This window comes from Pseudomonas sp. B15(2017), assembly GCF_002113215.1.
Classification (GTDB): domain Bacteria; phylum Pseudomonadota; class Gammaproteobacteria; order Pseudomonadales; family Pseudomonadaceae; genus Aquipseudomonas.
The window spans coordinates 40,790-65,392 of sequence record NZ_NEJZ01000025.1 but is presented as its reverse complement, the minus strand read 5'-3'; the positions used below and the strand labels follow the sequence as shown (position 1 = coordinate 65,392).

General features: G+C 56.3%; 35 protein-coding genes. 34 read left to right on the top strand and 1 reads right to left on the bottom strand.

All coding sequences use genetic code 11. The annotated features are described in order from the left end of the window. Positions 1–64: 64 nt before the first annotated feature. The 33 genes from rpsG (at position 65) to bfr (ending at position 20,111) form a co-directional block, all read left to right on the top strand. Positions 65–538: a 30S ribosomal protein S7 gene (rpsG, locus tag CAF73_RS27905; RefSeq protein ID WP_007957592.1), complete on the top strand. Its 474-nt coding sequence runs from the start codon at positions 65–67 to the stop codon at positions 536–538. Positions 539–568: 30 nt separating this feature from the next. Beyond that, complete coding sequence (fusA, locus tag CAF73_RS27900; protein ID WP_085697679.1) at positions 569–2,716, top strand: elongation factor G; 2,148 nt, start codon at positions 569–571, stop codon at positions 2,714–2,716. Between the two features lie 33 nt (positions 2,717–2,749). Continuing rightward, positions 2,750–3,943: an elongation factor Tu gene (tuf, locus tag CAF73_RS27895; RefSeq protein ID WP_028614144.1), complete on the top strand. Its 1,194-nt coding sequence runs from the start codon at positions 2,750–2,752 to the stop codon at positions 3,941–3,943. A gap of 157 nt (positions 3,944–4,100) precedes the next feature. Then, positions 4,101–4,412, top strand: coding sequence for a 30S ribosomal protein S10 (gene rpsJ / locus CAF73_RS27890; RefSeq protein ID WP_003186070.1), 312 nt, complete (start codon positions 4,101–4,103; stop codon positions 4,410–4,412). A gap of 80 nt (positions 4,413–4,492) precedes the next feature. After that, the gene (gene rplC, locus CAF73_RS27885) at positions 4,493–5,128 is read left to right on the top strand and encodes a 50S ribosomal protein L3 (RefSeq protein ID WP_007955641.1); all 636 of its coding nucleotides are present in this window, start codon (positions 4,493–4,495) and stop codon (positions 5,126–5,128) included. A gap of 12 nt (positions 5,129–5,140) precedes the next feature. Further along, positions 5,141–5,743 carry a 50S ribosomal protein L4 gene (gene rplD / locus CAF73_RS27880; RefSeq protein ID WP_003228735.1) on the top strand — a complete coding sequence of 201 codons (603 nt, stop codon included), beginning with the start codon at positions 5,141–5,143 and terminating at the stop codon, positions 5,741–5,743. Further along, positions 5,740–6,039 carry a 50S ribosomal protein L23 gene (rplW, locus tag CAF73_RS27875; RefSeq protein WP_002555488.1) on the top strand — a complete coding sequence of 100 codons (300 nt, stop codon included), beginning with the start codon at positions 5,740–5,742 and terminating at the stop codon, positions 6,037–6,039. Before rplD ends, rplW begins: the two co-directional genes overlap by 4 nt. A gap of 14 nt (positions 6,040–6,053) precedes the next feature. Beyond that, positions 6,054–6,878, top strand: a complete 825-nt coding sequence (gene rplB / locus CAF73_RS27870) for a 50S ribosomal protein L2 (protein WP_007924198.1) — start codon at positions 6,054–6,056, stop codon at positions 6,876–6,878. A 16-nt stretch (positions 6,879–6,894) separates the two neighbouring features. Beyond that, entirely contained in the window at positions 6,895–7,170 is a 276-nt protein-coding gene (rpsS, locus tag CAF73_RS27865) for a 30S ribosomal protein S19 (protein WP_003228731.1), read from the top strand. Positions 7,171–7,181: 11 nt separating this feature from the next. Further along, a complete protein-coding gene (gene rplV, locus CAF73_RS27860; protein WP_003103908.1) occupies positions 7,182–7,514 on the top strand; it encodes a 50S ribosomal protein L22 in 333 nt (110 codons plus the stop codon). A gap of 13 nt (positions 7,515–7,527) precedes the next feature. Beyond that, complete coding sequence (gene rpsC / locus CAF73_RS27855) at positions 7,528–8,214, top strand: 30S ribosomal protein S3 (protein ID WP_085688068.1); 687 nt, start codon at positions 7,528–7,530, stop codon at positions 8,212–8,214. Between the two features lie 12 nt (positions 8,215–8,226). Next, the gene (gene rplP, locus CAF73_RS27850; protein WP_003228729.1) at positions 8,227–8,640 is read left to right on the top strand and encodes a 50S ribosomal protein L16; all 414 of its coding nucleotides are present in this window, start codon (positions 8,227–8,229) and stop codon (positions 8,638–8,640) included. Continuing rightward, on the top strand, positions 8,640–8,831 hold the full coding sequence (rpmC, locus tag CAF73_RS27845) for a 50S ribosomal protein L29 (protein ID WP_002555481.1): 192 nt from the start codon (positions 8,640–8,642) through the stop codon (positions 8,829–8,831). Before rplP ends, rpmC begins: the two co-directional genes overlap by 1 nt. A gap of 2 nt (positions 8,832–8,833) precedes the next feature. Beyond that, on the top strand, positions 8,834–9,100 hold the full coding sequence (gene rpsQ, locus CAF73_RS27840; protein WP_003194644.1) for a 30S ribosomal protein S17: 267 nt from the start codon (positions 8,834–8,836) through the stop codon (positions 9,098–9,100). A 23-nt stretch (positions 9,101–9,123) separates the two neighbouring features. Further along, positions 9,124–9,492 carry a 50S ribosomal protein L14 gene (gene rplN / locus CAF73_RS27835; RefSeq protein WP_002555479.1) on the top strand — a complete coding sequence of 123 codons (369 nt, stop codon included), beginning with the start codon at positions 9,124–9,126 and terminating at the stop codon, positions 9,490–9,492. Between the two features lie 11 nt (positions 9,493–9,503). Beyond that, the gene (gene rplX / locus CAF73_RS27830; RefSeq protein WP_003186046.1) at positions 9,504–9,818 is read left to right on the top strand and encodes a 50S ribosomal protein L24; all 315 of its coding nucleotides are present in this window, start codon (positions 9,504–9,506) and stop codon (positions 9,816–9,818) included. 20 nt (positions 9,819–9,838) lie between these two features. Further along, positions 9,839–10,378, top strand: a complete 540-nt coding sequence (rplE, locus tag CAF73_RS27825; RefSeq protein ID WP_003194642.1) for a 50S ribosomal protein L5 — start codon at positions 9,839–9,841, stop codon at positions 10,376–10,378. Positions 10,379–10,391: 13 nt separating this feature from the next. After that, on the top strand, positions 10,392–10,697 hold the full coding sequence (rpsN, locus tag CAF73_RS27820) for a 30S ribosomal protein S14 (protein WP_007955639.1): 306 nt from the start codon (positions 10,392–10,394) through the stop codon (positions 10,695–10,697). A gap of 208 nt (positions 10,698–10,905) precedes the next feature. Next, positions 10,906–11,298, top strand: a complete 393-nt coding sequence (rpsH, locus tag CAF73_RS27815) for a 30S ribosomal protein S8 (RefSeq protein ID WP_011336171.1) — start codon at positions 10,906–10,908, stop codon at positions 11,296–11,298. A 12-nt stretch (positions 11,299–11,310) separates the two neighbouring features. Further along, the gene (gene rplF / locus CAF73_RS27810) at positions 11,311–11,844 is read left to right on the top strand and encodes a 50S ribosomal protein L6 (protein WP_085697678.1); all 534 of its coding nucleotides are present in this window, start codon (positions 11,311–11,313) and stop codon (positions 11,842–11,844) included. Between the two features lie 10 nt (positions 11,845–11,854). After that, the gene (rplR, locus tag CAF73_RS27805) at positions 11,855–12,205 is read left to right on the top strand and encodes a 50S ribosomal protein L18 (protein ID WP_003186037.1); all 351 of its coding nucleotides are present in this window, start codon (positions 11,855–11,857) and stop codon (positions 12,203–12,205) included. Positions 12,206–12,208: 3 nt separating this feature from the next. Then, positions 12,209–12,709 carry a 30S ribosomal protein S5 gene (gene rpsE / locus CAF73_RS27800; protein WP_007955637.1) on the top strand — a complete coding sequence of 167 codons (501 nt, stop codon included), beginning with the start codon at positions 12,209–12,211 and terminating at the stop codon, positions 12,707–12,709. Between the two features lie 2 nt (positions 12,710–12,711). Further along, the gene (gene rpmD, locus CAF73_RS27795) at positions 12,712–12,888 is read left to right on the top strand and encodes a 50S ribosomal protein L30 (protein WP_003176408.1); all 177 of its coding nucleotides are present in this window, start codon (positions 12,712–12,714) and stop codon (positions 12,886–12,888) included. 3 nt (positions 12,889–12,891) lie between these two features. Next, the gene (gene rplO, locus CAF73_RS27790) at positions 12,892–13,329 is read left to right on the top strand and encodes a 50S ribosomal protein L15 (RefSeq protein WP_011336169.1); all 438 of its coding nucleotides are present in this window, start codon (positions 12,892–12,894) and stop codon (positions 13,327–13,329) included. After that, entirely contained in the window at positions 13,330–14,658 is a 1,329-nt protein-coding gene (gene secY / locus CAF73_RS27785) for a preprotein translocase subunit SecY (protein ID WP_003228718.1), read from the top strand. It begins immediately after the preceding gene. A 27-nt stretch (positions 14,659–14,685) separates the two neighbouring features. Then, positions 14,686–14,802: a 50S ribosomal protein L36 gene (gene rpmJ / locus CAF73_RS27780; protein ID WP_002555468.1), complete on the top strand. Its 117-nt coding sequence runs from the start codon at positions 14,686–14,688 to the stop codon at positions 14,800–14,802. Between the two features lie 130 nt (positions 14,803–14,932). Then, positions 14,933–15,289, top strand: coding sequence for a 30S ribosomal protein S13 (gene rpsM / locus CAF73_RS27775; protein WP_009045849.1), 357 nt, complete (start codon positions 14,933–14,935; stop codon positions 15,287–15,289). A gap of 30 nt (positions 15,290–15,319) precedes the next feature. Then, a complete protein-coding gene (gene rpsK / locus CAF73_RS27770; protein WP_002555466.1) occupies positions 15,320–15,709 on the top strand; it encodes a 30S ribosomal protein S11 in 390 nt (129 codons plus the stop codon). 18 nt (positions 15,710–15,727) lie between these two features. Continuing rightward, positions 15,728–16,348 (top strand): 30S ribosomal protein S4, encoded by a 621-nt coding sequence (gene rpsD / locus CAF73_RS27765; RefSeq protein WP_003176404.1) that lies wholly within the window; start codon positions 15,728–15,730, stop codon positions 16,346–16,348. 22 nt (positions 16,349–16,370) lie between these two features. Continuing rightward, the gene (gene rpoA, locus CAF73_RS27760) at positions 16,371–17,372 is read left to right on the top strand and encodes a DNA-directed RNA polymerase subunit alpha (protein ID WP_003186012.1); all 1,002 of its coding nucleotides are present in this window, start codon (positions 16,371–16,373) and stop codon (positions 17,370–17,372) included. Between the two features lie 42 nt (positions 17,373–17,414). Continuing rightward, positions 17,415–17,801, top strand: a complete 387-nt coding sequence (gene rplQ / locus CAF73_RS27755; RefSeq protein WP_007955635.1) for a 50S ribosomal protein L17 — start codon at positions 17,415–17,417, stop codon at positions 17,799–17,801. A 238-nt stretch (positions 17,802–18,039) separates the two neighbouring features. Beyond that, complete coding sequence (locus CAF73_RS27750; RefSeq protein WP_085697677.1) at positions 18,040–19,494, top strand: catalase; 1,455 nt, start codon at positions 18,040–18,042, stop codon at positions 19,492–19,494. Between the two features lie 149 nt (positions 19,495–19,643). Beyond that, a complete protein-coding gene (gene bfr / locus CAF73_RS27745; protein ID WP_085697676.1) occupies positions 19,644–20,111 on the top strand; it encodes a bacterioferritin in 468 nt (155 codons plus the stop codon). 65 nt (positions 20,112–20,176) lie between these two features. Here bfr and uvrA read toward each other — a convergent pair whose 3' ends face one another. Further along, positions 20,177–23,011, bottom strand: a complete 2,835-nt coding sequence (gene uvrA / locus CAF73_RS27740) for an excinuclease ABC subunit UvrA (RefSeq protein ID WP_085705126.1) — start codon at positions 23,009–23,011, stop codon at positions 20,177–20,179. A 191-nt stretch (positions 23,012–23,202) separates the two neighbouring features. Between uvrA and CAF73_RS27735 the strand changes: the two genes are divergently transcribed. Then, complete coding sequence (locus tag CAF73_RS27735; protein WP_085697674.1) at positions 23,203–24,600, top strand: MFS transporter; 1,398 nt, start codon at positions 23,203–23,205, stop codon at positions 24,598–24,600. Positions 24,601–24,603: the final 3 nt, after the last annotated feature.

Below are 24,603 nucleotides of genomic sequence, written 5' to 3'. Positions count from 1 at the left end.
GGTCGGGCGCGCATCCTCGCGGATCTGTCCCGAACTAACCTGAAGACCGTTTGAGGGCTTATCAATGCCAAGACGTCGCGTAGCAGCAAAGCGTGAGATTCTGGACGATCCGAAATACGGAAGCCAAATCCTCGCCAAATTCATGAACCACGTTATGGAAAGCGGCAAGAAAGCCGTTGCCGAACGTATCGTTTATGGTGCCCTGGAAACCGTTGCGGCTCGCAAGACCGGCACCGATCCCCTGGAACTCTTCGAAAAAGCACTCGACGCCATCGCTCCGCTGGTCGAAGTGAAGTCGCGCCGCGTTGGTGGTGCTACTTACCAGGTTCCGGTCGAGGTTCGTCCGTCCCGTCGTAACGCTCTGGCAATGCGCTGGTTGGTAGACTTCGCCCGCAAGCGTGGCGAGAAGTCTATGGCTCTGCGCTTGGCTGGCGAGCTGCTGGATGCTGCTGAAGGTAAAGGTGCTGCTGTTAAGAAGCGTGAAGACGTGCACCGTATGGCCGAAGCTAACAAAGCTTTCTCGCACTACCGCTTCTAATTTTAGCTTCACTAATTTTGCGAGGGCTTTATGGCTCGTACTACTGCAATCAACCGCTATCGTAACATTGGTATCTGTGCTCACGTTGACGCGGGCAAGACCACCACTACCGAGCGGATCCTGTTTTACACAGGTCTGAGCCACAAAATGGGCGAGGTGCATGATGGCGCCGCGACCACCGACTGGATGGTGCAGGAGCAGGAGCGGGGTATTACCATTACTTCCGCTGCTGTTACCACTTTCTGGAAGGGTTCCCGTGGTCAGTATGACAACTATCGCGTGAACGTTATCGATACCCCGGGTCACGTTGACTTCACAATTGAAGTAGAGCGTTCCCTGCGCGTGCTTGACGGCGCTGTGGTTGTATTCTGCGGTACCTCCGGTGTTGAGCCTCAGTCCGAAACAGTATGGCGTCAAGCCAACAAGTACGGTGTTCCACGTATTGTTTACGTGAACAAGATGGACCGTGCCGGTGCGGACTTCCTGCGCGTTGTCGGCCAGATCAAGAATCGTCTGGGTCATACTCCGGTTCCAGTACAGCTGGCCATCGGTGCAGAAGATAACTTCGAAGGTCAGGTTGATCTGATCAAGATGAAGGCTATCTATTGGAACGAAGACGACAAGGGCACTACCTATCGTGAGGAAGAAATTCCTGCGAATCTGGTAGAGCTGGCCAACGAGTGGCGCAACAACATGGTTGAGGCGGCTGCCGAAGCCAGCGAAGAACTGATGAACAAGTACCTTGAAGAAGGTGAGCTGACCGTCGAAGAGATCAAGGCAGGCCTGCGTGCGCGCACCCTGGCCAGCGAGATCGTTCCGGCTGTCTGCGGTTCGTCGTTCAAGAACAAGGGTGTTCCCCTGGTTCTCGACGCCGTTATCGACTTCCTGCCTGCTCCGACCGAGATCCCTGCGATCAAGGGTATCCACCCTGATCTGATCGACGTGCCGAAAGACGAAGTCAAACCAGAGCAGTACGACGAGCGTCACGCTGATGACGACGAGCCGTTCTCGGCGCTGGCGTTCAAGATTGCCACCGACCCGTTCGTGGGTACTCTGACCTTCGTTCGCGTTTACTCGGGCTTCTTGACCTCCGGTGACTCCGTCATCAACTCGGTCAAGGGCAAGAAAGAGCGCGTTGGTCGTATGGTTCAGATGCACGCCAACCAGCGTGAAGAGATCAAGGAAGTACGTGCGGGCGACATCGCCGCTCTGATCGGCATGAAGGACGTCACCACCGGTGATACCCTGTGCAACGCCGACAAGCCGATCATCCTCGAGCGTATGGATTTCCCTGAGCCTGTGATTTCGCTCTCCGTTGAGCCGAAAACCAAGCAGGACCAGGAAAAGATGGGTATCGCACTGGGCAAGCTGGCCCAGGAAGACCCGTCGTTCCGCGTCAAGACCGATGAAGAAACCGGTCAGACCATCATCTCCGGTATGGGTGAGCTGCACCTGGACATCCTCGTTGACCGCATGAAGCGCGAGTTCAACGTCGAGGCCAACATCGGCAAGCCGCAGGTTTCGTACCGCGAGAAGATCACCAAGTCCAACGTCGAGATCGAAGGCAAGTTCGTTCGTCAGTCGGGTGGTCGTGGTCAGTTCGGTCACTGCTGGATCCGCTTCTCCGAGCCGGATGCCGACGAAAAAGGCAACATCACCGAAGGTCTGGTTTTCACCAACGAAGTTGTTGGTGGTGTGGTTCCTAAGGAATACATTCCAGCGATTCAGAAGGGTATCGAAGAGCAGATGAAGAACGGCGTTGTTGCCGGCTATCCGCTGATCGGCCTGAAGGCTACCGTGTTTGACGGTTCCTACCATGACGTCGACTCCAACGAGATGGCGTTCAAGGTCGCTGCTTCGATGGCAACCAAGCAACTGGCCCAGAAGGGTGGTGGCGTGGTTCTCGAGCCGATCATGAAGGTGGAAGTTGTTACTCCGGAAGACTACCTGGGTGACGTGATGGGTGACCTGAACCGTCGTCGTGGTCTGGTTCAGGGCATGGAGGACTCGGTTTCCGGTCGTGTCGTTCGTGCTGAAGTTCCGCTCGGAGAGATGTTCGGTTACGCAACCGACGTTCGTTCCATGTCTCAGGGTCGCGCGAGCTACTCCATGGAATTCTCCAAATACGCCGAAGCTCCGTCGAACATCGTCGAAGCTCTCGTTAAAAAACAAGGCTGATTCAGCCCCCCTTTAGGCTAGGAGTTAATTGTCGTGGCTAAAGAAAAATTTGATCGTTCCCTACCGCACGTAAACGTTGGCACCATCGGCCACGTTGACCACGGTAAAACCACTCTGACCGCTGCTCTGACTCGCGTCTGCTCCGAAGTTTTCGGTTCGGCCGTAGTTGAATTCGACAAGATCGACAGCGCTCCAGAAGAAAAAGCTCGCGGTATCACCATCAACACCGCGCACGTTGAGTACAACTCGAACATTCGTCACTACGCTCACGTTGACTGCCCAGGTCACGCTGACTACGTGAAGAACATGATCACCGGTGCTGCCCAGATGGACGGCGCGATCCTGGTTTGCTCGGCTGCCGATGGTCCGATGCCACAAACTCGTGAGCACATCCTGCTGTCCCGTCAGGTAGGTGTTCCGTACATCGTGGTTTTCCTGAACAAGGCTGATCTGGTAGACGACGCAGAGCTGCTGGAACTGGTTGAGATGGAAGTTCGCGACCTGCTGTCCACCTATGACTTCCCAGGTGACGACACTCCGATCATCATCGGTTCGGCTCGTATGGCGCTGGAAGGCAAAGACGACAACGAAATGGGCACCACTGCTGTCAAGAAGCTGGTGGAAACTCTGGACAGCTACATCCCAGAGCCAGAGCGTGCTATCGACAAGCCGTTCCTGATGCCAATCGAAGACGTGTTCTCGATTTCGGGTCGCGGTACTGTTGTGACCGGTCGTATCGAGCGCGGTATCGTTCGCGTTCAGGATCCGCTGGAAATCGTTGGTCTGCGTGACACCACCACCACCACCTGCACCGGTGTTGAGATGTTCCGCAAGCTGCTGGACGAAGGCCGTGCTGGCGAGAACTGCGGCGTTCTGCTGCGTGGTACCAAGCGTGACGACGTTGAGCGTGGTCAGGTTCTGGTCAAGCCAGGTTCGGTTAAGCCGCACACCAAGTTCACCGCAGAAGTTTACGTTCTGAGCAAGGAAGAAGGCGGTCGTCACACTCCGTTCTTCAAAGGCTACCGTCCACAGTTCTACTTCCGTACTACTGACGTGACCGGTAACTGCGAACTGCCAGAAGGCGTTGAAATGGTAATGCCAGGTGACAACATTCAAATGACTGTTACCCTGATCAAAACCATCGCGATGGAAGACGGTCTGCGTTTCGCAATCCGTGAAGGCGGCCGTACCGTTGGTGCTGGCGTCGTAGCTAAAATCATCGAGTGATCTCTTTGTTGAGATAGCTTTGATGAGTTGAAAAAGCCCCCGCTTAGCGGGGGCTTTTTTATTGGGTTGACACCTATCGGGGGCGTCTATAGAATTGCGCCTCCTTTTAACGGGCGTATTGCGCCCGGTGGGAATAGCAGCCGGAGTCTGAAATCCAATGCAAAATCAGCAAATCCGTATCAGGTTGAAGGCTTTTGACCATCGCCTGATCGACCAATCAACCCAGGAAATCGTGGAAACCGCGAAACGTACTGGTGCTCAAGTGCGTGGTCCAATTCCACTGCCTACCCGTAAAGAGCGGTTCACCGTTCTGGTTTCCCCGCACGTCAACAAAGACGCGCGTGACCAGTACGAGATCCGCACTCATAAGCGCGTTCTGGACATCGTCCAGCCAACGGATAAAACCGTTGATGCTCTTATGAAGCTTGATCTTGCGGCCGGTGTGGAAGTGCAGATCAGCCTCGGCTAAGACTCGGTCTTGGTCGTGTAACGCTCTGAAATGGGCGGCCATAGCGGGTGAAAGCCCCGTACACTCATGAGGTTTACAACATGACTATTGGTGTAGTCGGTCGTAAAGCGGGTATGACCCGTATTTTCACCGAAGAAGGTGTCTCCATTCCGGTCACGGTCATTGAGATCGAGCCGAATCGCGTCACCCAGTTCAAAACTGAAGAAACCGATGGCTATCGTGCAGTGCAAGTCACTGTCGGCGAGCGTCGTGCTTCCCGTGTTACAGCTGCTCAAGCTGGCCACTTCGCCAAGGCGAACGTTGCCGCTGGTCGTACCGTTATGGAATTTCGTCTTGAAGAAGGCGAGTACCAGGCCGGCGATCTGATCAACGCTGAAATCTTCGCTGCTGGTCAACTGGTTGATGTAACCGGTCAGTCCAAAGGTAAAGGCTTCCAGGGTACGATCAAGCGTTGGAACTTCCGCGGGCAAGATAACACCCACGGTAACTCCGTATCCCACCGCGTCCCAGGCTCTATCGGCCAGTGCCAGACTCCTGGTCGTGTATTCAAGGGCAAAAAAATGTCCGGTCATATGGGCGCTGAGCGCGTGACCGTGCAGTCCCTGGAAGTAGTGCGCGTGGACGCTGAACGCAATCTGTTGTTGGTCAAGGGCGCTGTACCTGGCGCTACTGGCGGCAACCTGGTTGTACGTCCGGCAGCCAAGGCTCGCGGTTAAGGGGAAGCTGACATGCAATTAAATGTAAATGACGCTCAAGCGATCGAAGTTTCCGAACTGACATTTGGCGGCGAGTTCAACGAGACGCTGGTTCACCAAGCAGTCGTGGCCTACATGGCTGGCGGCCGTCAGGGTAGCAAGCAGCAGAAGACCCGTTCCGACGTTCGTGGTGGCGGCAAGCGCCCATGGCGTCAGAAAGGTACTGGCCGTGCTCGTGCCGGTACTATCCGCAGCCCAATCTGGCGCGGCGGCGGCACCACCTTCGCAGCTCGTCCACAGGATCACTCCCAGAAGCTGAACAAGAAGATGTATCGCGCAGCAATGCGCTCCATCCTTGCTGAGCTGGTGCGTACTGATCGTCTGGTCGTGGTTCAGGATTTCGCAGTTGAAACTCCGAAAACCAAAGACCTGCTGGGCAAACTGAACAACATGAGCCTGACCGACGTTCTGATCGTGTCGGACGCTGTTGATCAGAACCTGTACCTGGCTGCTCGTAACCTGCCACACGTAGATGTACGTGACGTGCAAGGTTCCGATCCAGTTAGTCTGATCGCATACGACAAGGTGTTGATCACCGTGTCGGCCGTGAAGAAATTCGAGGAGCTGCTGGGATGAACCAGGAACGCGTATTTAAAGTTCTGCTTGGCCCGCACGTTTCCGAGAAGGCTACGGTTCTGGCAGACAAGAAAGGCCAGTTCGTTTTCAAGGTTGCTACTGACGCAACCAAGCTGGAAATCAAGAAGGCCGTCGAAAGCCTGTTCAGCGTGAAAGTTGAGCGTGTTACTACCCTGAACGTTCTGGGTAAGAGCAAGCGCACCGCTCGCGGTCTGGGCAAGCGTAATGACTGGAAGAAGGCAGTTATCTCCCTTCAGCCAGGCCAAGATCTCGATTTCAGCAGCAGTGCTGAGTAAGGAAGGGGTGCATCATGGCAATCGTTAAATGCAAACCGACTTCCCCTGGCCGCCGTTTTGTGGTCAAGGTGGTCAACCAGGAGCTGCATAAAGGAGCTCCTCACGCACCGCTGCTCGAGAAAAAATCGAAGTCTGGTGGTCGTAACAACAATGGCCGCATTACCACTCGTCACGTCGGTGGTGGTCATAAGCAGCATTATCGTCTGGTCGACTTCCGTCGCAACGACAAAGATGGCATCGCTGCCACTGTCGAGCGTATCGAATACGATCCAAACCGTACTGCTCACATCGCTCTGCTGCTGTACGCAGATGGCGAGCGTCGCTACATCATCGCCCCTAAAGGCGTGAGCGCTGGCGACCAGCTGATCGCAGGTGCTCTGGCGCCGATCAAGCCGGGCAACGCTCTGCAACTGCGCAACATTCCAGTTGGTAGCACCGTACACGGCATCGAACTGAAGCCAGGTAAAGGCGCGCAAATCGCTCGTTCCGCTGGTGCTTCGGCTCAGCTGATCGCTCGTGAAGGCGTTTACGTGACCCTGCGTCTGCGTTCCGGTGAAATGCGTAAAGTACTGGCTGAGTGCCGTGCGACCCTGGGCGAAGTCTCGAACTCCGAGCACAGCCTGCGTTCGCTGGGTAAAGCTGGTGCCAAGCGCTGGCGTGGCGTTCGCCCAACCGTTCGTGGTGTTGCCATGAACCCGGTTGACCACCCACATGGTGGTGGTGAAGGTCGTACCTCTGGTGGTCGTCATCCGGTATCGCCATGGGGCTTCCCGACTAAGGGCGCGAAGACTCGTGGTAATAAGCGTACCGACAAAATGATCGTCCGTCGTCGCAAGTAAATAGAGGGATACGACAGTGCCACGTTCTCTGAAAAAAGGTCCTTTTATTGATCTTCACCTACTGAAGAAGATCGAAGTGGCGGCGGAAAAAAACGATCGCAAACCAATTAAGACTTGGTCGCGTCGTTCGATGATCCTGCCACAAATGGTCGGTCTGACCATCGCTGTACACAACGGTCGTCAGCACGTCCCAGTTCTCGTAAACGAAGACATGGTCGGCCACAAACTGGGCGAGTTCGCCGGTACCCGCACTTATCGCGGGCACGTGGCAGACAAGAAAGCCAAGCGTTAAGGGGTAAGGAAATGGAAGTAGCCGCTAAGTTGTCGGGCGCTCGAATCTCCGCCCAGAAAGCCCGCTTGGTCGCCGACCAGATCCGCGGGAAGAAGGTGGGCGAAGCGCTCAACCTGTTGGCTTTCAGCAGTAAGAAAGCCGCCGAGATCATGAAAAAAGTGCTGGAGTCGGCCGTAGCCAACGCCGAGCATAACGAAGGCGCAGACGTTGATGACCTGAAGGTCAGCACCGTTTTCGTCAACGAAGGGCGTTCGCTGAAGCGCATCATGCCACGTGCCAAAGGCCGTGCTGATCGCATCGTCAAGCGGTCTTGCCATATCACTGTCAAGGTTGCTGACAAGTAACGGAGTCGAAGAGATGGGTCAGAAAGTACATCCCATTGGCATTCGCCTGGGAATCGTCAAGGAGCACACCTCCGTCTGGTACGCAGACGGTCGGACTTATGCGGACTATTTGCTCGCAGATCTGAAGGTGCGTGAGTATCTCCAAGACAAACTAAAAAGCGCGTCCGTAAGCCGTATCGATATCCATCGCCCGGCTCAAACTGCACGCATCACCATCCACACCGCTCGTCCAGGTATCGTTATCGGGAAGAAAGGTGAGGATGTTGAAAAACTGCGTCAGGACCTGACCAAGCAAATGGGTGTGCCTGTGCACATCAATATCGAAGAGATCCGCAAGCCGGAGCTCGACGGTATGCTGGTTGCCCAGAGCGTAGCTCAGCAGCTGGAGCGTCGTGTGATGTTCCGTCGCGCCATGAAGCGCGCCGTACAGAACGCCATGCGCATTGGTGCCAAAGGCATCAAAATCCAAGTGAGCGGTCGTCTCGGCGGTGCTGAAATCGCACGTACTGAATGGTATCGCGAAGGTCGTGTGCCACTGCACACCCTGCGTGCCGATATCGACTATGCCACCTACGAAGCTCACACCACCTACGGTGTGATCGGTGTAAAGGTTTGGATCTTCAAAGGCGAAGTAATTGGTGGTCGCCAAGAAGAACTGAAACCACAAGCACCAGCGCCTCGTAAAAAAGCTGCTAAGTAAGGGGTACGCCAAATGTTGCAACCAAAGCGTACGAAGTTCCGCAAGCAGATGACCGGCCACAATCGTGGTCTGGCACTGCGCGGTAGCAAAGTCAGCTTCGGCGAGTTCGCGCTGAAGTCTGTTGCTCGTGGTCGTCTCACCGCTCGTCAGATCGAGTCAGCGCGTCGTGCTCTGACCCGTCACGTAAAACGTGGTGGCAAGATCTGGATCCGTGTATTCCCGGACAAGCCGATCTCCAAGAAGCCTCTCGAGGTTCGTATGGGTAAAGGTAAGGGTAACGTGGAATACTGGGTTGCCCAGATTCAGCCAGGCAAAGTCCTGTATGAAATCGAGGGTGTTTCTGAAGAGCTGGCGCGTGAGGCTTTCGCCCTGGCTGCTGCAAAGCTGCCGCTCGCCACCTCCTTTGTTAAACGGACGGTGATGTGATGAAAGCGAATGAACTTCGTGAAAAATCCGCACAGCAGCTGAACGAGCAACTGCTCGGCTTGCTGCGCGACCAGTTCAATCTGCGCATGCAGAAAGCAACTGGCCAGTTGGGGCAGTCTCATCTGCTCTCGCAAGTTAAGCGTGACATCGCTCGCGTGAAGACTGTGCTCAACCAGCAGGCAGGTAAGTGATCATGGCTGAAGCCGAAAAAACTGTCCGTACGCTGACTGGCCGTGTTGTCAGCGACAAGATGGACAAAACCATCACCGTTCTGATCGAGCGTCGCGTTAAGCACCCGATCTACGGTAAATACGTTAAGCGTTCGACTAAGCTGCACGCGCACGACGAAACCAATCAGTGCCACATCGGCGACAAAGTCACTATTCGTGAAACTCGTCCGATGGCCAAGACCAAGTCTTGGGCGCTGGTTGATGTTCTCGAACGCGCTGTGGAAGTCTAAGGGCTAGGGGTCGGAGAAATTATATGATTCAGACTCAATCCATGCTCGATGTGGCCGATAACAGCGGCGCTCGCCGCGTTATGTGCATCAAGGTGCTGGGTGGCTCCCATCGTCGTTACGCTGGTATCGGTGACATCATCAAAGTTACCGTGAAGGAAGCAATTCCTCGCGGTAAGGTGAAAAAAGGCCAAGTGATGACTGCTGTTGTAGTCCGCACTCGTCACGGCGTACGTCGTGCTGATGGCTCCATTATCCGCTTTGATGGCAACGCTGCTGTTCTGCTGAACAACAAGCAAGAGCCGATCGGCACCCGTATCTTTGGGCCAGTGACCCGTGAACTTCGTACCGAGAAGTTCATGAAGATCGTCTCGCTCGCCCCAGAAGTGCTGTAAGGAGATCCGACATGCAAAAGATTCGTCGTGACGACGAGATCATCGTGATCGCCGGCAAAGACAAAGGTAAGCGCGGTAAGGTGCTGAAGGTTCTCGCTGACAACCGTCTGGTTGTTGGTGGTCTGAACCTGGTCAAGCGTCATACCAAGCCTAACCCGATGTCGGGCGTACAGGGCGGTATCGTCGAGAAAGAAGCGCCACTGCACGCTTCCAACGTTGCCATCTTCAACGGCGAAACCAACAAGGCTGATCGCGTTGGTTTCAAAGTGGAAGACGGTAAGAAAATTCGTGTCTTCAAGTCGACCCAAAAAGCGGTTGATGCTTGAACACTGCTAGGTAGAAGACCATGGCACGACTACAAGAGATTTACCGGAAGGAAATCGCTCCCAAGCTGAAGGAAGAACTGAAGCTTGGCAACGTGATGGAAGTTCCGCGCGTTACCAAAATCACCCTGAACATGGGTCTGGGCGAAGCGATCGGTGACAAAAAAGTCATCGAGCACGCTGTTGCTGACCTGGAAAAGATCACCGGCCAGAAAGTCGTTGTGACCTACGCTCGCAAATCCATCGCTGGCTTTAAAGTCCGTGAAGGTTGGCCGATCGGCGTCAAAGTGACCCTGCGCCGTGAGCGTATGTACGAGTTCCTGGATCGTCTGCTGTCGATCTCCCTGCCTCGGGTTCGCGACTTCCGCGGCCTGAATGCCAAGTCCTTCGACGGTCGTGGCAACTACAGCATGGGCGTGAAAGAGCAGATCATTTTCCCGGAAATCGACTACGACAAGATCGATGCTCTCCGCGGTCTGGACATTACCCTGACCACCACTGCCAAGAACGATGACGAAGGCCGCGCTCTGCTGCGTGCTTTCAAATTCCCGTTCCGCAACTGATTGGAGTAGGAAAATGGCCAAGAAGAGCATGAAAAACCGTGAGCTGAAGCGTCAACTCACCGTTGCCAAGTACGCCGTCAAGCGTGCAGCGCTGAAAGCTATCATCGTCGATCTGAACGCAAGTCCAGAAGCGCGTTGGGAAGCTACCGTAGCTCTGCAGAAGCAACCACGTGACGCTAGCGCTTCGCGCATGCGTAACCGTTGCCGTCTGACCGGTCGTCCGCATGGCGTTTACCGCAAGTTCGGCCTGGGCCGTAACAAGCTGCGTGAAGCTGCAATGCGTGGTGACGTTCCAGGTCTGGTTAAAGCCAGCTGGTAATTGCTGTCAAAGTCTCGATGGTCGGGGTCGCAAGAACCTGACCATCGGTGGCCTTGAACATGAATCAAGCCCCTTTTGGGGCTTGATTCATTTCTGGGGTGTGTCTAGAATGACCGGCTCGCCTGAGCCCGTGTTTTTCTGCCCGGAATTTCTCGGCGACAAGTAGTAGCCGCAAGGCTAATTTTTCTGTATTAGGAGCGTCTAGCCCATGAGTATGCAGGACCCGTTAGCGGACATGCTAACTCGAATCCGTAATGCCCAGATGGCTGAAAAGTCCGTCGTAAGCATGCCTTCTTCCACGTTGAAGGTGGCTGTAGCTAAAGTTCTTAAGGACGAAGGTTACATCGCGGGTTATCAGATCAGCAGCGAAACCAAACCACTGCTGTCTATCGAGCTGAAATATTTCGAAGGCCGTCCGGTTATCGAAGAAGTCAAGCGCGTTAGCCGTCCAGGCTTGCGTCAGTACAAGTCCGTCGAAGAACTGCCAAAAGTACGTGGCGGTCTCGGCGTGTCTATCGTCTCCACCAACAAAGGTGTGATGACTGATCGTGCTGCGCGCGCTGCCGGTGTCGGCGGCGAAGTTCTTTGCACTGTGTTCTAAGGGGGGATAAGCATGTCTCGCGTCGCTAAGAACCCCGTTAAGCTGCCAGCCGGTGTCGAAGTAAAATTCGCAGGCCAACAGCTTTCGGTGAAGGGTGCCAAGGGTACTCTTGAACTGAACGTCCATTCGTCCGTTGAGATCGTTGAAGAAGCCGGTGAGCTGCGTTTTGCTGCTCGCAATGGCGATCAGCAGACTCGCGCAATGGCCGGTACCACTCGTGCGTTGGTAAACAACATGGTCCAGGGCGTAAGCCAAGGCTTCGAGCGCAAGCTCCAGCTGATCGGTGTTGGTTATAAAGCGCAAGCAAAAGGTCAGGTGCTGAACTTGGCTCTTGGCTTCTCGCACCCAGTGGATTACGAACTGCCGGAAGGCATCACCGCTGAGACTCCTAGCCAGACCGATATCCTGATCAAGGGCATCGACAAGCAGCTGGTAGGTCAAGTGGCCGCCGAGATCCGCGACTTCCGTCCACCAGAGCCGTACAAAGGCAAAGGTGTGCGCTACGCGGACGAAGTCGTCCGTCGTAAAGAAGCCAAGAAGAAGTAGGGCATAGCAAATGACCGACAAAAAAGTTACTCGACTGCGTCGCGCTCGCAAAGCACGCCTGAAAATGCACGAACTCGAAGTCGTGCGTCTCTGCGTGTTCCGCTCTTCGCAGCACATCTACGCCCAGGTCATTTCGGCCGACGGCAACAAAGTCCTGGCAAGCGCCTCGACTTTGGATAAAGAACTGCGTGATGGCGCCACTGGCAACATCGACGCGGCCACTAAGGTTGGCCAGCTGGTCGCTACGCGTGCTAAGGCCGCTGGCGTCTCGCAGGTGGCTTTCGACCGCTCTGGCTTCAAGTACCATGGCCGCGTTAAAGCGCTGGCTGATGCTGCTCGTGAAGCTGGGCTGGAGTTCTAAGTTATGTCAAATAACGACCAAAAGCGCGACGAAGGCTACATCGAGAAGCTGGTTCAAGTTAACCGCGTAGCCAAAACCGTTAAAGGCGGCCGTATCTTCACTTTCACCGCGTTGACCGTGGTTGGTGATGGTAAAGGGCGTGTTGGCTTCGGCCGTGGCAAGTCGCGTGAAGTGCCTGCTGCGATCCAGAAGGCAATGGAAGCTGCTCGCCGCAACATGATCCAGGTTGATCTGAACGGCACCACTCTGCAGTACGCAATGAAGTCTGCCCATGGCGCTTCGAAGGTGTACATGCAGCCTGCTTCTGAAGGTACCGGTATCATCGCTGGCGGCGCTATGCGTGCTGTCCTCGAAGTTGCTGGCGTTCAGAACGTTCTGGCCAAGTGCTACGGCTCGACTAACCCAGTAAACGTGGTTCACGCCACTTTCAAGGGTCTGAAAGCTATGCAGTCTCCTGAATCCATTGCAGCCAAGCGTGGCCTGCGTGTTGAGGAGATCAAGTAATCATGGCTACCGTTAAAGTTACGCTGATCAAAAGCATGACCGGCCGCATCCCTAACCACAAACTGTGCGTTAAGGGTCTGGGTCTGCGTCGCATCGGTCACACTGTAGAAGTCCAGGATACTCCCGAGAATCGCGGGATGATCAACAAGGCTTACTACATGCTGCGTGTCGAGGGTTAATCGATGAAACTCAATGATCTGAGTCCAGCGCCGGGTTCCCGTCGCGAAAAGCATCGTCCGGGCCGTGGTATCGGTAGTGGTTTGGGTAAGACTGGTGGCCGTGGTCACAAAGGTCAGACTTCCCGCTCCGGTGGCACCATCGCTCCAGGCTTTGAAGGCGGTCAACAGCCGCTGCATCGTCGCCTGCCGAAGTTCGGTTTCGTTTCCCTGAAAGCCATGGACCGCGCAGAAGTGCGTCTGTCCGAGCTGGCTAAAGTGGAAGGCGACATCGTCACCGTGCAGTCCCTGAAAGATGCCAACGTGATCAACGTCAACGTACAGCGCGTGAAAATCATGCTGTCCGGTGAAGTGGCTCGCGCTGTCACTATCGGCAAGGGAATCGGCGCCACCAAAGGTGCGCGTGCGGCTATCGAAGCAGCTGGCGGCAAGTTCGAGGAATAAATGGCTAAGCAAGGTGCTCTCTCTGCGCTCGGCAAAGGCGGTATGTCTGAACTTTGGGCTCGTCTGCGTTTTCTGTTCCTGGCGATTATCGTCTACCGAATAGGCGCACACATCCCGGTTCCAGGTATCAACCCGGATCGACTCGCGGACCTGTTTCGACAGAATGAGGGGACCATTCTTAGCTTGTTCAACATGTTTTCCGGCGGCGCGCTGGAGCGGATGAGCATCTTTGCACTGGGGATCATGCCGTACATTTCGGCATCGATCATCATGCAGTTGATGACCGCCGTCAGCCCGCAGCTGGAGCAGTTGAAGAAGGAAGGTGAAGCTGGCCGTCGCAAGATCAGCCAGTACACCCGCTACGGCACCGTCGTCCTCGCTCTCGTTCAGGCCATTGGCATGTCCATTGGTCTGGCGGGGCAGGGCGTTGCGTTCACTGGTGACTTTGGCTTCCATTTCGTTGCGGTCTCCACGTTTGTGGCTGGCGCGATGTTCATGATGTGGCTGGGTGAGCAGATTACTGAGCGTGGTGTAGGCAACGGTATCTCGATGTTGATTTTTTCGGGTATCGTCGCCGGTCTTCCGAGAGCAATCGGGCAGTCTTTCGAGTCTGCGCGTCAGGGCGATATCAACATCTTCGCTTTGGTTGCCATCGGTTTGCTGGCAGTAGCGATTATCGGTTTCGTGGTGTTTATTGAGCGTGGTCAGCGTCGTATCGCTGTTCACTACGCCAAGCGTCAGCAGGGCCGCAAGGTTTTTGCTGCGCAGACAAGCCACTTGCCGCTGAAGGTGAACATGGCCGGTGTTATTCCGGCTATTTTCGCGAGCAGCATTTTGCTGTTCCCGGCTTCGTTGGGTGCCTGGTTCGGTCAGTCTGAAGGTATGGGCTGGTTGCAGGACATCTCGCAGTCGATCGCTCCTGGTCAGCCGTTGAATATTCTGCTGTTTAGTGCAGGGATTATTTTCTTCTGCTTCTTCTATACGGCGTTGATGTTCAATCCGAAAGACGTAGCGGAAAACCTGAAGAAGTCCGGTGCCTTTATTCCGGGCATCCGTCCAGGTGAGCAGTCCGCGCGCTATATTGATGGCGTTTTGACTCGCTTGACCATGTTCGGTGCTCTTTACATGACGGCCGTGTGCTTGTTGCCCCAGTTCCTGGTGGTAGCGGCAAACGTTCCGTTCTACCTTGGCGGGACCTCGTTGCTGATCGTGGTCGTGGTTGTGATGGACTTCATGTCCCAAGTACAATCGCACCTCGTTTCGCACCAGTACGAATCCCTGATGAAGAAAGCCAACCTGAAGGGTTACGGCAGCGGCATGTTGCGCTGAGTACCCATAAGGTTCGAGGAGTTGGTGATGAAAGTTCGTGCATCGGTGAAAAAGCTGTGCCGTAACTGCAAGATTATTCGCCGCGAAGGTGTTGTTCGAGTAATTTGCAGCGCGGAACCGCGTCACAAACAGCGCCAAGGCTGAGTGTGATTGTGCTTCAAGCCCGGTAGCTAGTGCGCTACCGGGTTGATTATTTGTTATTACAGCGATATTATCTCGCGCCCTATTTCTTGGCTTCCGGGGCGTAGGTAGCTGTCAATTGGAGTCCCACTGAATGGCCCGTATTGCAGGCGTTAACATTCCAGATAACAAGCATACTGTTATCTCGCTGACCTACATCTATGGTGTTGGTCGCACTACTGCACAGAAGATCTGTGCAGAGACTGGGGTAAACCCAGCCGCAAAGATCAAGGATCTGAGCGACGAGCAGATTGAACAGCTGCGTGGCGAAGTGGCGAAGTTCACCACTGAAGGTGACCTGCGTCGCGAAATCAACATGAAAATCAAGCGCTTGATGGACCTCGGTTGCTATCGCGGTCTGCGTCATCGTCGTGGTCTGCCAGTACGCGGTCAGCGTACCAAGACCAACGCGCGTACCCGTAAAGGTCCGCGTAAGCCGATCCGCAAGTAATCGCCCCAGCGAATCGACAGGAATTTAATCATGGCAAAACCTGCTGCTCGTCCTCGTAAAAAAGTTAAAAAGACAGTGGTTGATGGCATCGCCCACATCCATGCTTCTTTTAACAACACCATCGTGACCATCACCGACCGTCAAGGTAACGCTCTTTCCTGGGCTACCTCCGGTGGTTCGGGTTTCCGCGGTTCCCGCAAGTCCACCCCGTTCGCTGCTCAAGTAGCTGCTGAGCGTGCTGGTCAAGCTGCGCTGGAATACGGCCTGAAAAACCTCGACGTGAACGTCAAGGGTCCAGGTCCAGGTCGTGAATCCGCAGTCCGCGCTTTGAACGGCTGTGGCTACAAGATCGCCAGCATCACCGACGTGACGCCAATCCCGCACAACGGGTGCCGTCCGCCGAAGAAGCGCCGCGTGTAATCCAGGAGATTGTAAAGAATGGCTCGTTACATTGGTCCAAAATGCAAACTCGCTCGTCGCGAAGGCACCGATCTCTTCCTGAAGAGCGGCGTGCGCGCGATCGAATCGAAGTGCAACATTGAAGCAGCACCTGGTATCCACGGCCAACGCCGCGGTCGCCAGTCCGACTACGGCACCCAACTGCGTGAAAAGCAGAAGGTCCGTCGTATCTACGGCGTTCTCGAGCGTCAGTTCAGCGGCTACTACAAAGAAGCTGCTGGCAAGAAAGGTGCAACCGGTGAGAACCTGCTGCAACTGCTCGAATGCCGTCTGGACAACGTTGTATACCGTATGGGCTTTGGTTCGACTCGTGCCGAATCCCGTCAGCTGGTATCGCACAAGTCGATCAGCGTTAACGGTCAGACCGTGAACGTTCCGTCCTACCAGGTTCGTGCTGGTGACGTGGTTGCTGTTCGCGAGAAAGCAAAAAACCAACTTCGCATTGTCCAAGCTCTCGATCTGTGTGCCCAACGTGGCCGCGTAGAATGGGTAGAAGTAGACACTGAGAAGAAGTCGGGCGTTTTCAAGAACGTTCCTGCTCGCAGTGATCTGTCCGCCGACATCAACGAAAGCCTGATTGTCGAGCTCTACTCCAAGTAAGGGCTAGAAAATAGGTGCATCCATGCAGATTTCGGTAAATGAGTTCCTGACACCCCGCCACATTGATGTGCAGGTTGTCAGTCCAACCCGCGCCAAGATCACTCTCGAGCCTCTCGAGCGTGGTTTTGGCCACACCCTGGGCAACGCGCTGCGCCGCATCCTGTTGTCCTCAATGCCCGGCTGCGCAGTAGTCGAGGCCGAGATTGACGGTGTGCTCCACGAGTACAGCGCCATCGAAGGTGTACAGGAAGACGTAATTGAAATCCTGTTGAACCTTAAAGGTCTGGCCATCAAGCTGCACGGTCGTGACGAAGTTACGCTGACCTTGTCGAAGAAGGGTTCGGGGGTGGTTACCGCTGCCGATATTCAGCTGGATCATGATGTCGAGATCGTTAATCCCGATCACGTAATCGCTAACCTGGCGTCTAACGGCGCCCTGAACATGAAGCTCACCGTAGCTCGTGGTCGTGGTTATGAACCAGCAGACTCGCGTCAGAGCGATGAAGACGAAAGCCGCAGCATCGGTCGCTTGCAGCTTGACTCTTCGTTCAGCCCGGTTCGCCGTATCGCATATGTGGTGGAAAACGCCCGTGTCGAACAGCGTACCAACCTGGACAAGCTGGTTATTGATCTGGAAACCAACGGTACTCTGGATCCTGAAGAGGCTATCCGCCGCGCTGCAACCATCCTGCAACAGCAGTTGGCTGCGTTCGTCGACCTCAAAGGTGACAGTGAGCCAGTGGTTGTCGAGCAGGAAGACGAGATCGATCCGATCCTGCTTCGCCCGGTTGACGATCTGGAACTGACTGTACGTTCGGCTAACTGCCTTAAGGCGGAAAACATCTACTACATCGGCGACCTGATTCAGCGTACCGAAGTAGAGCTGTTGAAGACTCCGAACCTGGGCAAGAAATCCTTGACTGAAATCAAGGACGTTCTGGCCTCCCGCGGTCTGTCCCTCGGCATGCGCCTCGACAACTGGCCGCCTGCAAGTCTTAAGAAGGACGACAAGGCGACTGCCTGATCGTCGTAATCACCGAACGTAGTGTTTGGTAAGGAATGAACCATGCGTCATCGTAAAAGTGGGCGTCACCTGAGCCGCACCAGCTCGCACCGCAAGGCCATGTTCCAGAACATGGCGGTGTCGCTGTTCGAGCACGAGCTGATCAAAACTACTCTGCCAAAAGCCAAAGAACTGCGCCGCGTTGCCGAGCCGCTGATCACTCTGGCCAAGACAGACAGCGTTGCTAACCGTCGTCTGGCTTTCGACCGTACTCGTTCGAAAGCTATCGTTGGTAAGCTCTTCAACGACCTGGGCAAGCGTTACGCTACCCGTGAGGGTGGCTACCTGCGCATCCTCAAGTGCGGTTTCCGCGCTGGCGACAACGCGCCTATGGCGTACGTCGAACTGGTTGATCGTGCTGTCGGCGGTGAAGCTGTATCCGCTGAGTAAGACATCAGTCTGAAACAAGGAACCGGGCCCAGTGCCCGGTTTTTTGTGCCTGTAAGAAATGCTCCGTTCGTACAAGCATCTACCCTGTTTGGGTCTGCACTATGTGCGGGGATATGTCGTTAGTTTTTCTCTATTGCTGACCACGAGTTAATGAATTTGTGGCTGTCATATTGATGATCGATACTCCCCAACAAGCCGATTAGCCGGCAGTTCAAGACCGATAGAGGAAGAAGATCGCATGAGCCAGAACAAGACGCTTACGACCGCCAGTGGCGCACCTGTCGCCGATAACCAGAACTCTCGCTCCGCCGGCCCTCGTGGTCCGTTGTTGCTCGATGATTTTCATCTGATCGAAAAACTTGCTCACTTCAACCGGGAAAACATCCCTGAGCGTCGTGTGCACGCCAAGGGTTCGGGCGCATACGGCACTTTCACGGTCACTCGCGACATTACGCAGTACACCAGTGCCAAGCTGTTCTCTGCTGTCGGCAAACAGACGCCGACCTTCCTGCGCTTTTCGACGGTGGGTGGCGAGCGTGGCTCGGCCGACACCGAGCGCGATCCGCGTGGCTTCGCCCTCAAGTTCTACACCGAAGAAGGCAACTGGGACATCGTTGGCAACAACACGCCGGTGTTCTTCATTCGCGATCCGCTGAAATTTCCTGACTTTATCCACACCCAGAAACGCCTGCCGCAAAGCAACCTGAAAAGCGCGCAGATGATGTGGGACTTCTGGTCGCATTCGCCTGAAGCGCTGCACCAAGTCACCATTCTGTTTTCTGATCGCGGGATCCCGGACGGCTATCGCCACATGCACGGCTTCGGCAGCCACACCTACAGCCTTATCAACGCTCAAGGCGAGCGGCACTGGGTGAAGTGGCACTACAAGACCAAGCAAGGGATCAAAAACCTCGCGCCGGCAGACGCGGCACGTCTGGCGGGCACAGACCCTGATTACGCCCAGCGCGATCTGTTCGAAGCCATCGAGCGTGGTGACTTCCCGAAATGGAGCGTGTGCATCCAGATCATGACCGAGGCCCAGGCTGCTGCTCACTACGAGAACCCGTTCGACGTAACCAAAACCTGGTCGCAGAAGGAGTTTCCACTGATCGAAGTGGGTGAGCTGGAACTGAACCGTAATCCGCTCAACTACTTTGCTGAAGTCGAGCAAGCTGCGTTCGGTCCAAGCAACATGGTGCCTGGCGTAGGTCTGTCTCCGGATCGCATGCTGCAGGGTCGTGTATTCGCATACGCCGATGCCCACCGCTACCGCGTAGGCACCAACCACCAGCAACTGCCAGTGAACGCCCCGCGCAGCCCGGTGAATACTTACCAGCGCGACGGTTCGATGGCTTTTGGCAGCAATGGCGGCGCAGCGCCTAACTATGAGCCGAACAGCTACGTAGAGTCGCCGAAACAAGCGCCGCACTATGCCGAGCCTGCGCTGGCGTTGAACGGTGCGGCTGATCGCTACGATCACCGTGAAGATACTGACTATTACAGCCACGCCGGTGCGCTGTTCCGCTTGATGAGCGAGGAACAGAAAGCGTTGCTGGTCAGCAATATCGCCGGCGCGATGGCAGGTGTGTCGAGTGATGTCGTCGACCGTCAGTTGCAGCATTTCTACAAGGCCGATCCGGCGTACGGAGAAGCAATCGCAAAGCTGCTTAACGTACAGCTTAGCGAAGTCTAAACGAGAAGCAGAACCGCCCTCATTCGGGCGGTTTTTGCGTTATTTAGGCTGCTTTTCTCAGAATATCTTCGCTTTTATTGCGCGAAGTGGGTGACCTTCCAGTCAGGTTGGTTCAAACTACAGACTTTCAAGCAGGGAGATGTAGGGCGATGCAAGGCCACCCAGACGTTATCGATTACCTCAACACGTTGCTGACCGGCGAACTGGCCGCGCGTGACCAATATTTCGTTCACTCGCGGATGTATGAGGACTGGGGATTCACCAAGCTCTACGAACGAATCAACCACGAGATGGAAGAAGAGGCCGGTCACGCCGATGCACTGATGCGCCGGATCCTGATGCTCGAAGGCACCCCGCGCATGCGCCCGGATGACCTGGATGTTGGTACCACGGTAGAGACCATGCTCGAAGCGGATCTGCGCCTTGAGTACAAGGTGCGTGCCGCGCTGTGCAAAGGCATCGAACTGTGCGAACAACACAATGACTATGTCAGCCGCGAAATCTTGCGCGTTCAGCTCAACGACACTGAAGAAGATCACACCTACTGGCTTGAAAAGCAGCTGGGTCTGATCAAGCTGATCGGTATCCAGAACTATCTGCAGTCGCACGCCTCCTGATCGCAACGGATACGAAAAAGCCCCTGTTACTGACGAAGTGACAGGGGCTTTTTCATGTCCGGCGATCAGGCGCGATCGCGGATCAGCAGCGGCTTGAGGTAATGCCCGGTGTGAGACTGCTTCATCTCGGCCACTTCCTCCGGCGTACCGGTGGCGATGATCTGCCCACCTTTCGAACCACCCTCGGGACCGAGATCCACCAGCCAGTCGGCTGTCTTGATCACGTCGAGGTTGTGCTCGATCACCACCACAGTATTGCCGTGGTCGCGCAGGCGATGCAGTACGTCGAGCAATTGCTGGATGTCCGCGAAGTGCAGACCGGTGGTCGGCTCGTCGAGGATGTACAGGGTCTTGCCGGTGTCGCGCTTGGACAGCTCACGGGACAACTTGACCCGCTGCGCTTCACCACCAGACAACGTGGTCGCCGACTGCCCGAGCTTGATGTACGACAGGCCCACATCCATCAGTGTTTGCAGCTTGCGCGCCAGCGCCGGTACCGCGTCGAAGAACTCCCGAGCTTCCTCAATGGTCATCTCGAGGGTTTCGTGGATGCTCTTGCCCTTGTATTTGATCTCCAGGGTTTCGCGGTTGTAGCGCTTGCTCTTGCACACGTCACACGGAACGTAGATGTCCGGCAGGAAGTGCATTTCCACCTTGATCAGACCGTCGCCCTGGCAGGCTTCGCAACGACCGCCCTTGACGTTGAACGAGAAACGCCCCGGGCCGTAACCACGGGAGCGGGATTCGGGCACGCCGGCGAACAGTTCGCGGATCGGTGTGAACAGACCGGTATAGGTCGCCGGGTTGGAGCGCGGCGTACGGCCAATCGGGCTCTGGTCGATGTCGACGACCTTGTCCAGATGTTCCAAGCCCTTGATGCTGTCGTGGGCTGCCGCCTCCAGGGTGGTCGCGCCATTGAGTGCCGTGGCGCTCAGCGGGAACAGCGTGTTGTTGATCAGCGTCGATTTGCCGGAGCCGGAGACACCGGTCACGCAGGTCAGCAAGCCGATCGGGATTTCCAGGTCTACGTTGCGCAGGTTGTTGCCCCGCGCGCCCTTGAGCGACAGCACCTGCTTCTTGTTGCGCGGTGTGCGTTTGGCCGGCACTTCGATCTTGACGCGGCCCGACAGGTATTTACCGGTCAGCGAGTCCGGATGCGCCATGACCTCGTCCGGCGTGCCTTCGGCGACGATCTGCCCGCCATGAACGCCGGCGCCGGGGCCGATATCCACTACGTAGTCAGCGAGACGGATCGCGTCTTCATCATGTTCGACCACGATCACCGTATTGCCGATGTCGCGCAGATGCTTGAGGGTGCCGAGCAGGCGATCGTTGTCGCGCTGGTGCAGACCAATGGAGGGTTCATCGAGGATATAGAGAACACCTACAAGGCCTGCGCCGATCTGGCTGGCCAGACGAATGCGCTGTGCCTCGCCGCCGGACAGGGTATCGGCACTACGATCCAGCGACAGATAGTCGAGACCGACGTTGACCAGGAATTGCAGGCGCTCGCGGATCTCCTTGAGAATCTTGTCGGCGATTTCACCACGGCGACCGGTCATCTTCAGCGCGCCGAAATAGTCGCAAGCGTCGCCGATCGGCAGGTTGGTCACCGCCGGCAGGGTTTTCTCGCCGACCCACACGTGTCGCGCTTCGCGACGCAGGCGGGTGCCACGGCAATCCGGGCACGACTGGGTGCTGAGGAACTTCGCCAGTTCTTCGCGCACGCTCGCCGATTCGGTTTCGCGGTAGCGGCGCTCGAGGTTCGGCACGATGCCTTCGAACGGATGCGAGCGCTTGACGATGTCGCCCCGGTCGTTGAGGTATTTGAAATCGACGCTCTGCGAACCGCTGCCGTGCAGAATGTATTTCTGCTGGTCGGCCGGCAGCTCGTTGAACGGCTGCTCCAGGCTGAAACCGTAATGTGCGGCCAGTGAGCCGAGCATCTGGAAGTAATAGACGTTGCGCCTGTCCCAGCCGCGGATCGCGCCTTCGGCCAGGGTCAGTTCTCCGTTGACCAGGCGCTTGATGTCGAAGAATTGCTTCACGCCCAGACCGTCGCAGGTCGGGCAGGCACCGGCCGGGTTGTTGAAGGAAAACAGCTTGGGTTCCAGCTCACTGATGGCATGGCCGCAGATCGGGCAGGCGAAACGCGCGGAGAAGATCATTTCTTCGCCCGGCTCGTCGTCCATCGGCGCCACCAGGGCGATGCCGTCGGCCAGCTTCAGCGCGGTCTCGAAGGATTCCGCCAGACGCTGTTGCAGGTCGGCGCGTACCTTGAAGCGATCGACCACGACTTCAATCGTGTGCTTCTTCTGTTTATCCAGTTTCGGCAGTTCGTCCAGCTCGCAGAGCCGGCCGTTGACCCGGGCACGGACGAAGCCCTGGGCGCGCAGTTCCTCGAACACCGACAAGTGCTCGCCCTTGCGCTCGCGAATCACCGGCGCCAGCAGCATCAGCTTGCTGCCTTCCGGCTGAGCCAGCACCAGGTCGACCATCTGGCTGACAGTCTGTGCTTCCAGCGGAATGTCGTGATCCGGGCAGCGCGGCGTACCGACGCGGGCATAAAGCAGGCGCAGGTAGTCGTAGATTTCGGTGATGGTGCCGACCGTGGAACGCGGGTTGTGCGAAGTCGACTTCTGTTCGATGGAGATCGCCGGCGACAGGCCTTCGATGGTGTCGACGTCGGGTTTTTCCATCATCGACAGGAACTGCCGGGCATAGGCCGACAGGGATTCGACATAGCGGCGCTGACCTTCGGCGTACAGCGTGTCGAAGGCCAGGGACGACTTGCCGGATCCGGACAGGCCGGTGATGACGATCAGTTTGTCCCGTGGCAGGGTCAGGTCGATGTTCTTCAGGTTGTGGGTGCGGGCCCCACGAATCAGGATCTTGTCCAAAATGGCCTCGCTCGGCGGGCGTCGAAAACACAGGAGTATACGGCCAAATACTGGATGGATGCACACTATCAAGTGAAGGGTTTTTTGCCTTACATGAAGAGAGTTTCATCTGTACGCGTCAAAGCGTCGCGATATACCCCGTCTCTCGATGGGACTGGTAGAATCGCCGCCGGTTCACACGAGGTTTTTCCATGCACGATCCCCACAGCGAACGCATGAGTGGCAGCGAGACCCGCGCGGCGAGCGGTCTGGCCCTGGTGTTCGCCTTCCGTATGCTTGGCATGTTCATGGTGTTGCCGGTACTGGCCACCTACGGCATGGATCTGGCGGGAGCGACCCCGGCCCTGATCGGGCTGGCGATCGGCGCTTACGGCCTGACCCAGGCGATTTTCCAGATTCCGTTCGGGATCATTTCCGACCGCATCGGCCGGCGTCCGGTGATTTACCTCGGGCTGATCGTCTTTGCCCTCGGCAGCGTGCTGGCGGCTCAGGCCGATTCGATCTGGGGCGTGATTGCCGGGCGGATCCTGCAAGGCGCCGGTGCTATTTCCGCCGCGGTCATGGCGCTGCTTTCCGATCTCACTCGCGAGCAGCACCGCACCAAGGCCATGGCCATGATCGGCATGACCATCGGCCTGTCGTTCGCCGTAGCGATGGTGGTCGGCCCGCTGCTCACCCGTGCGTTCGGTCTGTCGGGTCTGTTCCTTGCTACCGGCGGCATGGCGCTGCTCGGGATCGTGATCGTGATGTTCATGGTGCCGAAATCCACCGGGCCGCTGAGTCATCGCGAATCCGGTGTTGCGCGCCAGGCGCTGATGCCGACGCTCAAGCATCCGGACCTGCTGCGGCTGGATCTGGGCATTTTTGTGTTACATGCGATGTTGATGTCGAGCTTCGTCGCTTTGCCCCTGGCGCTGGTCGAAAAGGCCGGTCTGCCCAAGGAACAGCACTGGTGGGTCTACCTCACAGCCTTGCTGATCTCTTTCTTCGCCATGATCCCGTTCATTATCTACGGCGAGAAGAAACGCAAAATGAAACGAGTTTTGCTCGGCGCCGTGATGACGCTGATGCTCACTGAGCTATTCTTCTGGCAATTCGGCGACAGCCTGCGGGCTCTGGTGATCGGGACGGTGGTGTTCTTCACTGCGTTCAATCTGCTGGAAGCTTCGCTGCCGTCGCTGATCAGCAAGGTTTCACCGGCGGGTGGCAAGGGCACGGCCATGGGCGTGTATTCCACCAGTCAGTTCCTCGGTTCGGCACTCGGCGGGATTCTCGGCGGCTGGATGTTCCAGCATGGCGGTCTGTCGGTTGTGTTCCTCGGATGTGCCGGGCTGGCTGCACTTTGGCTGGCCTTTGCTGTTACCATGCGCGAACCTCCCTACGTGACGAGCCTGCGCCTGCCGCTGTCGCCCGAAGCGATCCGCGAAGCGGGTCTGGTCGAGCGTCTCAAGGCCCTCGTAGGGGTAACTGATGCAGTGATAGTTGCTGATGAAGCGGCGATCTACATCAAACTGGACACCGAATTAATGGATCGCACCACTCTCGAACGCCTGGTGAACAACCCGGCGCAGACTGCGTGCGAAGCCTAGGAG

What these genes read in the sequence shown, in the direction of transcription:
- rplO (WP_011336169.1), top strand. Translation starts at nt 12,892, where the DNA reads ATGAAACTCAATGATCTGAGTCCAGCGCCGGGTTCCCGTCGCGAAAAG.
- rpsQ (WP_003194644.1), top strand. Translation starts at nt 8,834, where the DNA reads ATGGCTGAAGCCGAAAAAACTGTCCGTACGCTGACTGGCCGTGTTGTC.
- rplD (WP_003228735.1), top strand. Translation starts at nt 5,141, where the DNA reads ATGCAATTAAATGTAAATGACGCTCAAGCGATCGAAGTTTCCGAACTG.
- rpsD (WP_003176404.1), top strand. Translation starts at nt 15,728, where the DNA reads ATGGCTCGTTACATTGGTCCAAAATGCAAACTCGCTCGTCGCGAAGGC.
- bfr (WP_085697676.1), top strand. Translation starts at nt 19,644, where the DNA reads ATGCAAGGCCACCCAGACGTTATCGATTACCTCAACACGTTGCTGACC.
- rpsG (WP_007957592.1), top strand. Translation starts at nt 65, where the DNA reads ATGCCAAGACGTCGCGTAGCAGCAAAGCGTGAGATTCTGGACGATCCG.
- CAF73_RS27735 (WP_085697674.1), top strand. Translation starts at nt 23,203, where the DNA reads ATGCACGATCCCCACAGCGAACGCATGAGTGGCAGCGAGACCCGCGCG.
- fusA (WP_085697679.1), top strand. Translation starts at nt 569, where the DNA reads ATGGCTCGTACTACTGCAATCAACCGCTATCGTAACATTGGTATCTGT.
- rpsH (WP_011336171.1), top strand. Translation starts at nt 10,906, where the DNA reads ATGAGTATGCAGGACCCGTTAGCGGACATGCTAACTCGAATCCGTAAT.
- rplF (WP_085697678.1), top strand. Translation starts at nt 11,311, where the DNA reads ATGTCTCGCGTCGCTAAGAACCCCGTTAAGCTGCCAGCCGGTGTCGAA.
- rplE (WP_003194642.1), top strand. Translation starts at nt 9,839, where the DNA reads ATGGCACGACTACAAGAGATTTACCGGAAGGAAATCGCTCCCAAGCTG.
- rplW (WP_002555488.1), top strand. Translation starts at nt 5,740, where the DNA reads ATGAACCAGGAACGCGTATTTAAAGTTCTGCTTGGCCCGCACGTTTCC.
- rpsM (WP_009045849.1), top strand. Translation starts at nt 14,933, where the DNA reads ATGGCCCGTATTGCAGGCGTTAACATTCCAGATAACAAGCATACTGTT.
- rplB (WP_007924198.1), top strand. Translation starts at nt 6,054, where the DNA reads ATGGCAATCGTTAAATGCAAACCGACTTCCCCTGGCCGCCGTTTTGTG.
- rplV (WP_003103908.1), top strand. Translation starts at nt 7,182, where the DNA reads ATGGAAGTAGCCGCTAAGTTGTCGGGCGCTCGAATCTCCGCCCAGAAA.
- rplR (WP_003186037.1), top strand. Translation starts at nt 11,855, where the DNA reads ATGACCGACAAAAAAGTTACTCGACTGCGTCGCGCTCGCAAAGCACGC.
- rpsK (WP_002555466.1), top strand. Translation starts at nt 15,320, where the DNA reads ATGGCAAAACCTGCTGCTCGTCCTCGTAAAAAAGTTAAAAAGACAGTG.
- CAF73_RS27750 (WP_085697677.1), top strand. Translation starts at nt 18,040, where the DNA reads ATGAGCCAGAACAAGACGCTTACGACCGCCAGTGGCGCACCTGTCGCC.
- rpoA (WP_003186012.1), top strand. Translation starts at nt 16,371, where the DNA reads ATGCAGATTTCGGTAAATGAGTTCCTGACACCCCGCCACATTGATGTG.
- rpmD (WP_003176408.1), top strand. Translation starts at nt 12,712, where the DNA reads ATGGCTACCGTTAAAGTTACGCTGATCAAAAGCATGACCGGCCGCATC.
- rplC (WP_007955641.1), top strand. Translation starts at nt 4,493, where the DNA reads ATGACTATTGGTGTAGTCGGTCGTAAAGCGGGTATGACCCGTATTTTC.
- rplQ (WP_007955635.1), top strand. Translation starts at nt 17,415, where the DNA reads ATGCGTCATCGTAAAAGTGGGCGTCACCTGAGCCGCACCAGCTCGCAC.
- rpsJ (WP_003186070.1), top strand. Translation starts at nt 4,101, where the DNA reads ATGCAAAATCAGCAAATCCGTATCAGGTTGAAGGCTTTTGACCATCGC.
- rpmC (WP_002555481.1), top strand. Translation starts at nt 8,640, where the DNA reads ATGAAAGCGAATGAACTTCGTGAAAAATCCGCACAGCAGCTGAACGAG.
- rpmJ (WP_002555468.1), top strand. Translation starts at nt 14,686, where the DNA reads ATGAAAGTTCGTGCATCGGTGAAAAAGCTGTGCCGTAACTGCAAGATT.
- rpsC (WP_085688068.1), top strand. Translation starts at nt 7,528, where the DNA reads ATGGGTCAGAAAGTACATCCCATTGGCATTCGCCTGGGAATCGTCAAG.
- rpsE (WP_007955637.1), top strand. Translation starts at nt 12,209, where the DNA reads ATGTCAAATAACGACCAAAAGCGCGACGAAGGCTACATCGAGAAGCTG.
- rpsN (WP_007955639.1), top strand. Translation starts at nt 10,392, where the DNA reads ATGGCCAAGAAGAGCATGAAAAACCGTGAGCTGAAGCGTCAACTCACC.
- secY (WP_003228718.1), top strand. Translation starts at nt 13,330, where the DNA reads ATGGCTAAGCAAGGTGCTCTCTCTGCGCTCGGCAAAGGCGGTATGTCT.
- rplN (WP_002555479.1), top strand. Translation starts at nt 9,124, where the DNA reads ATGATTCAGACTCAATCCATGCTCGATGTGGCCGATAACAGCGGCGCT.
- rplX (WP_003186046.1), top strand. Translation starts at nt 9,504, where the DNA reads ATGCAAAAGATTCGTCGTGACGACGAGATCATCGTGATCGCCGGCAAA.
- rplP (WP_003228729.1), top strand. Translation starts at nt 8,227, where the DNA reads ATGTTGCAACCAAAGCGTACGAAGTTCCGCAAGCAGATGACCGGCCAC.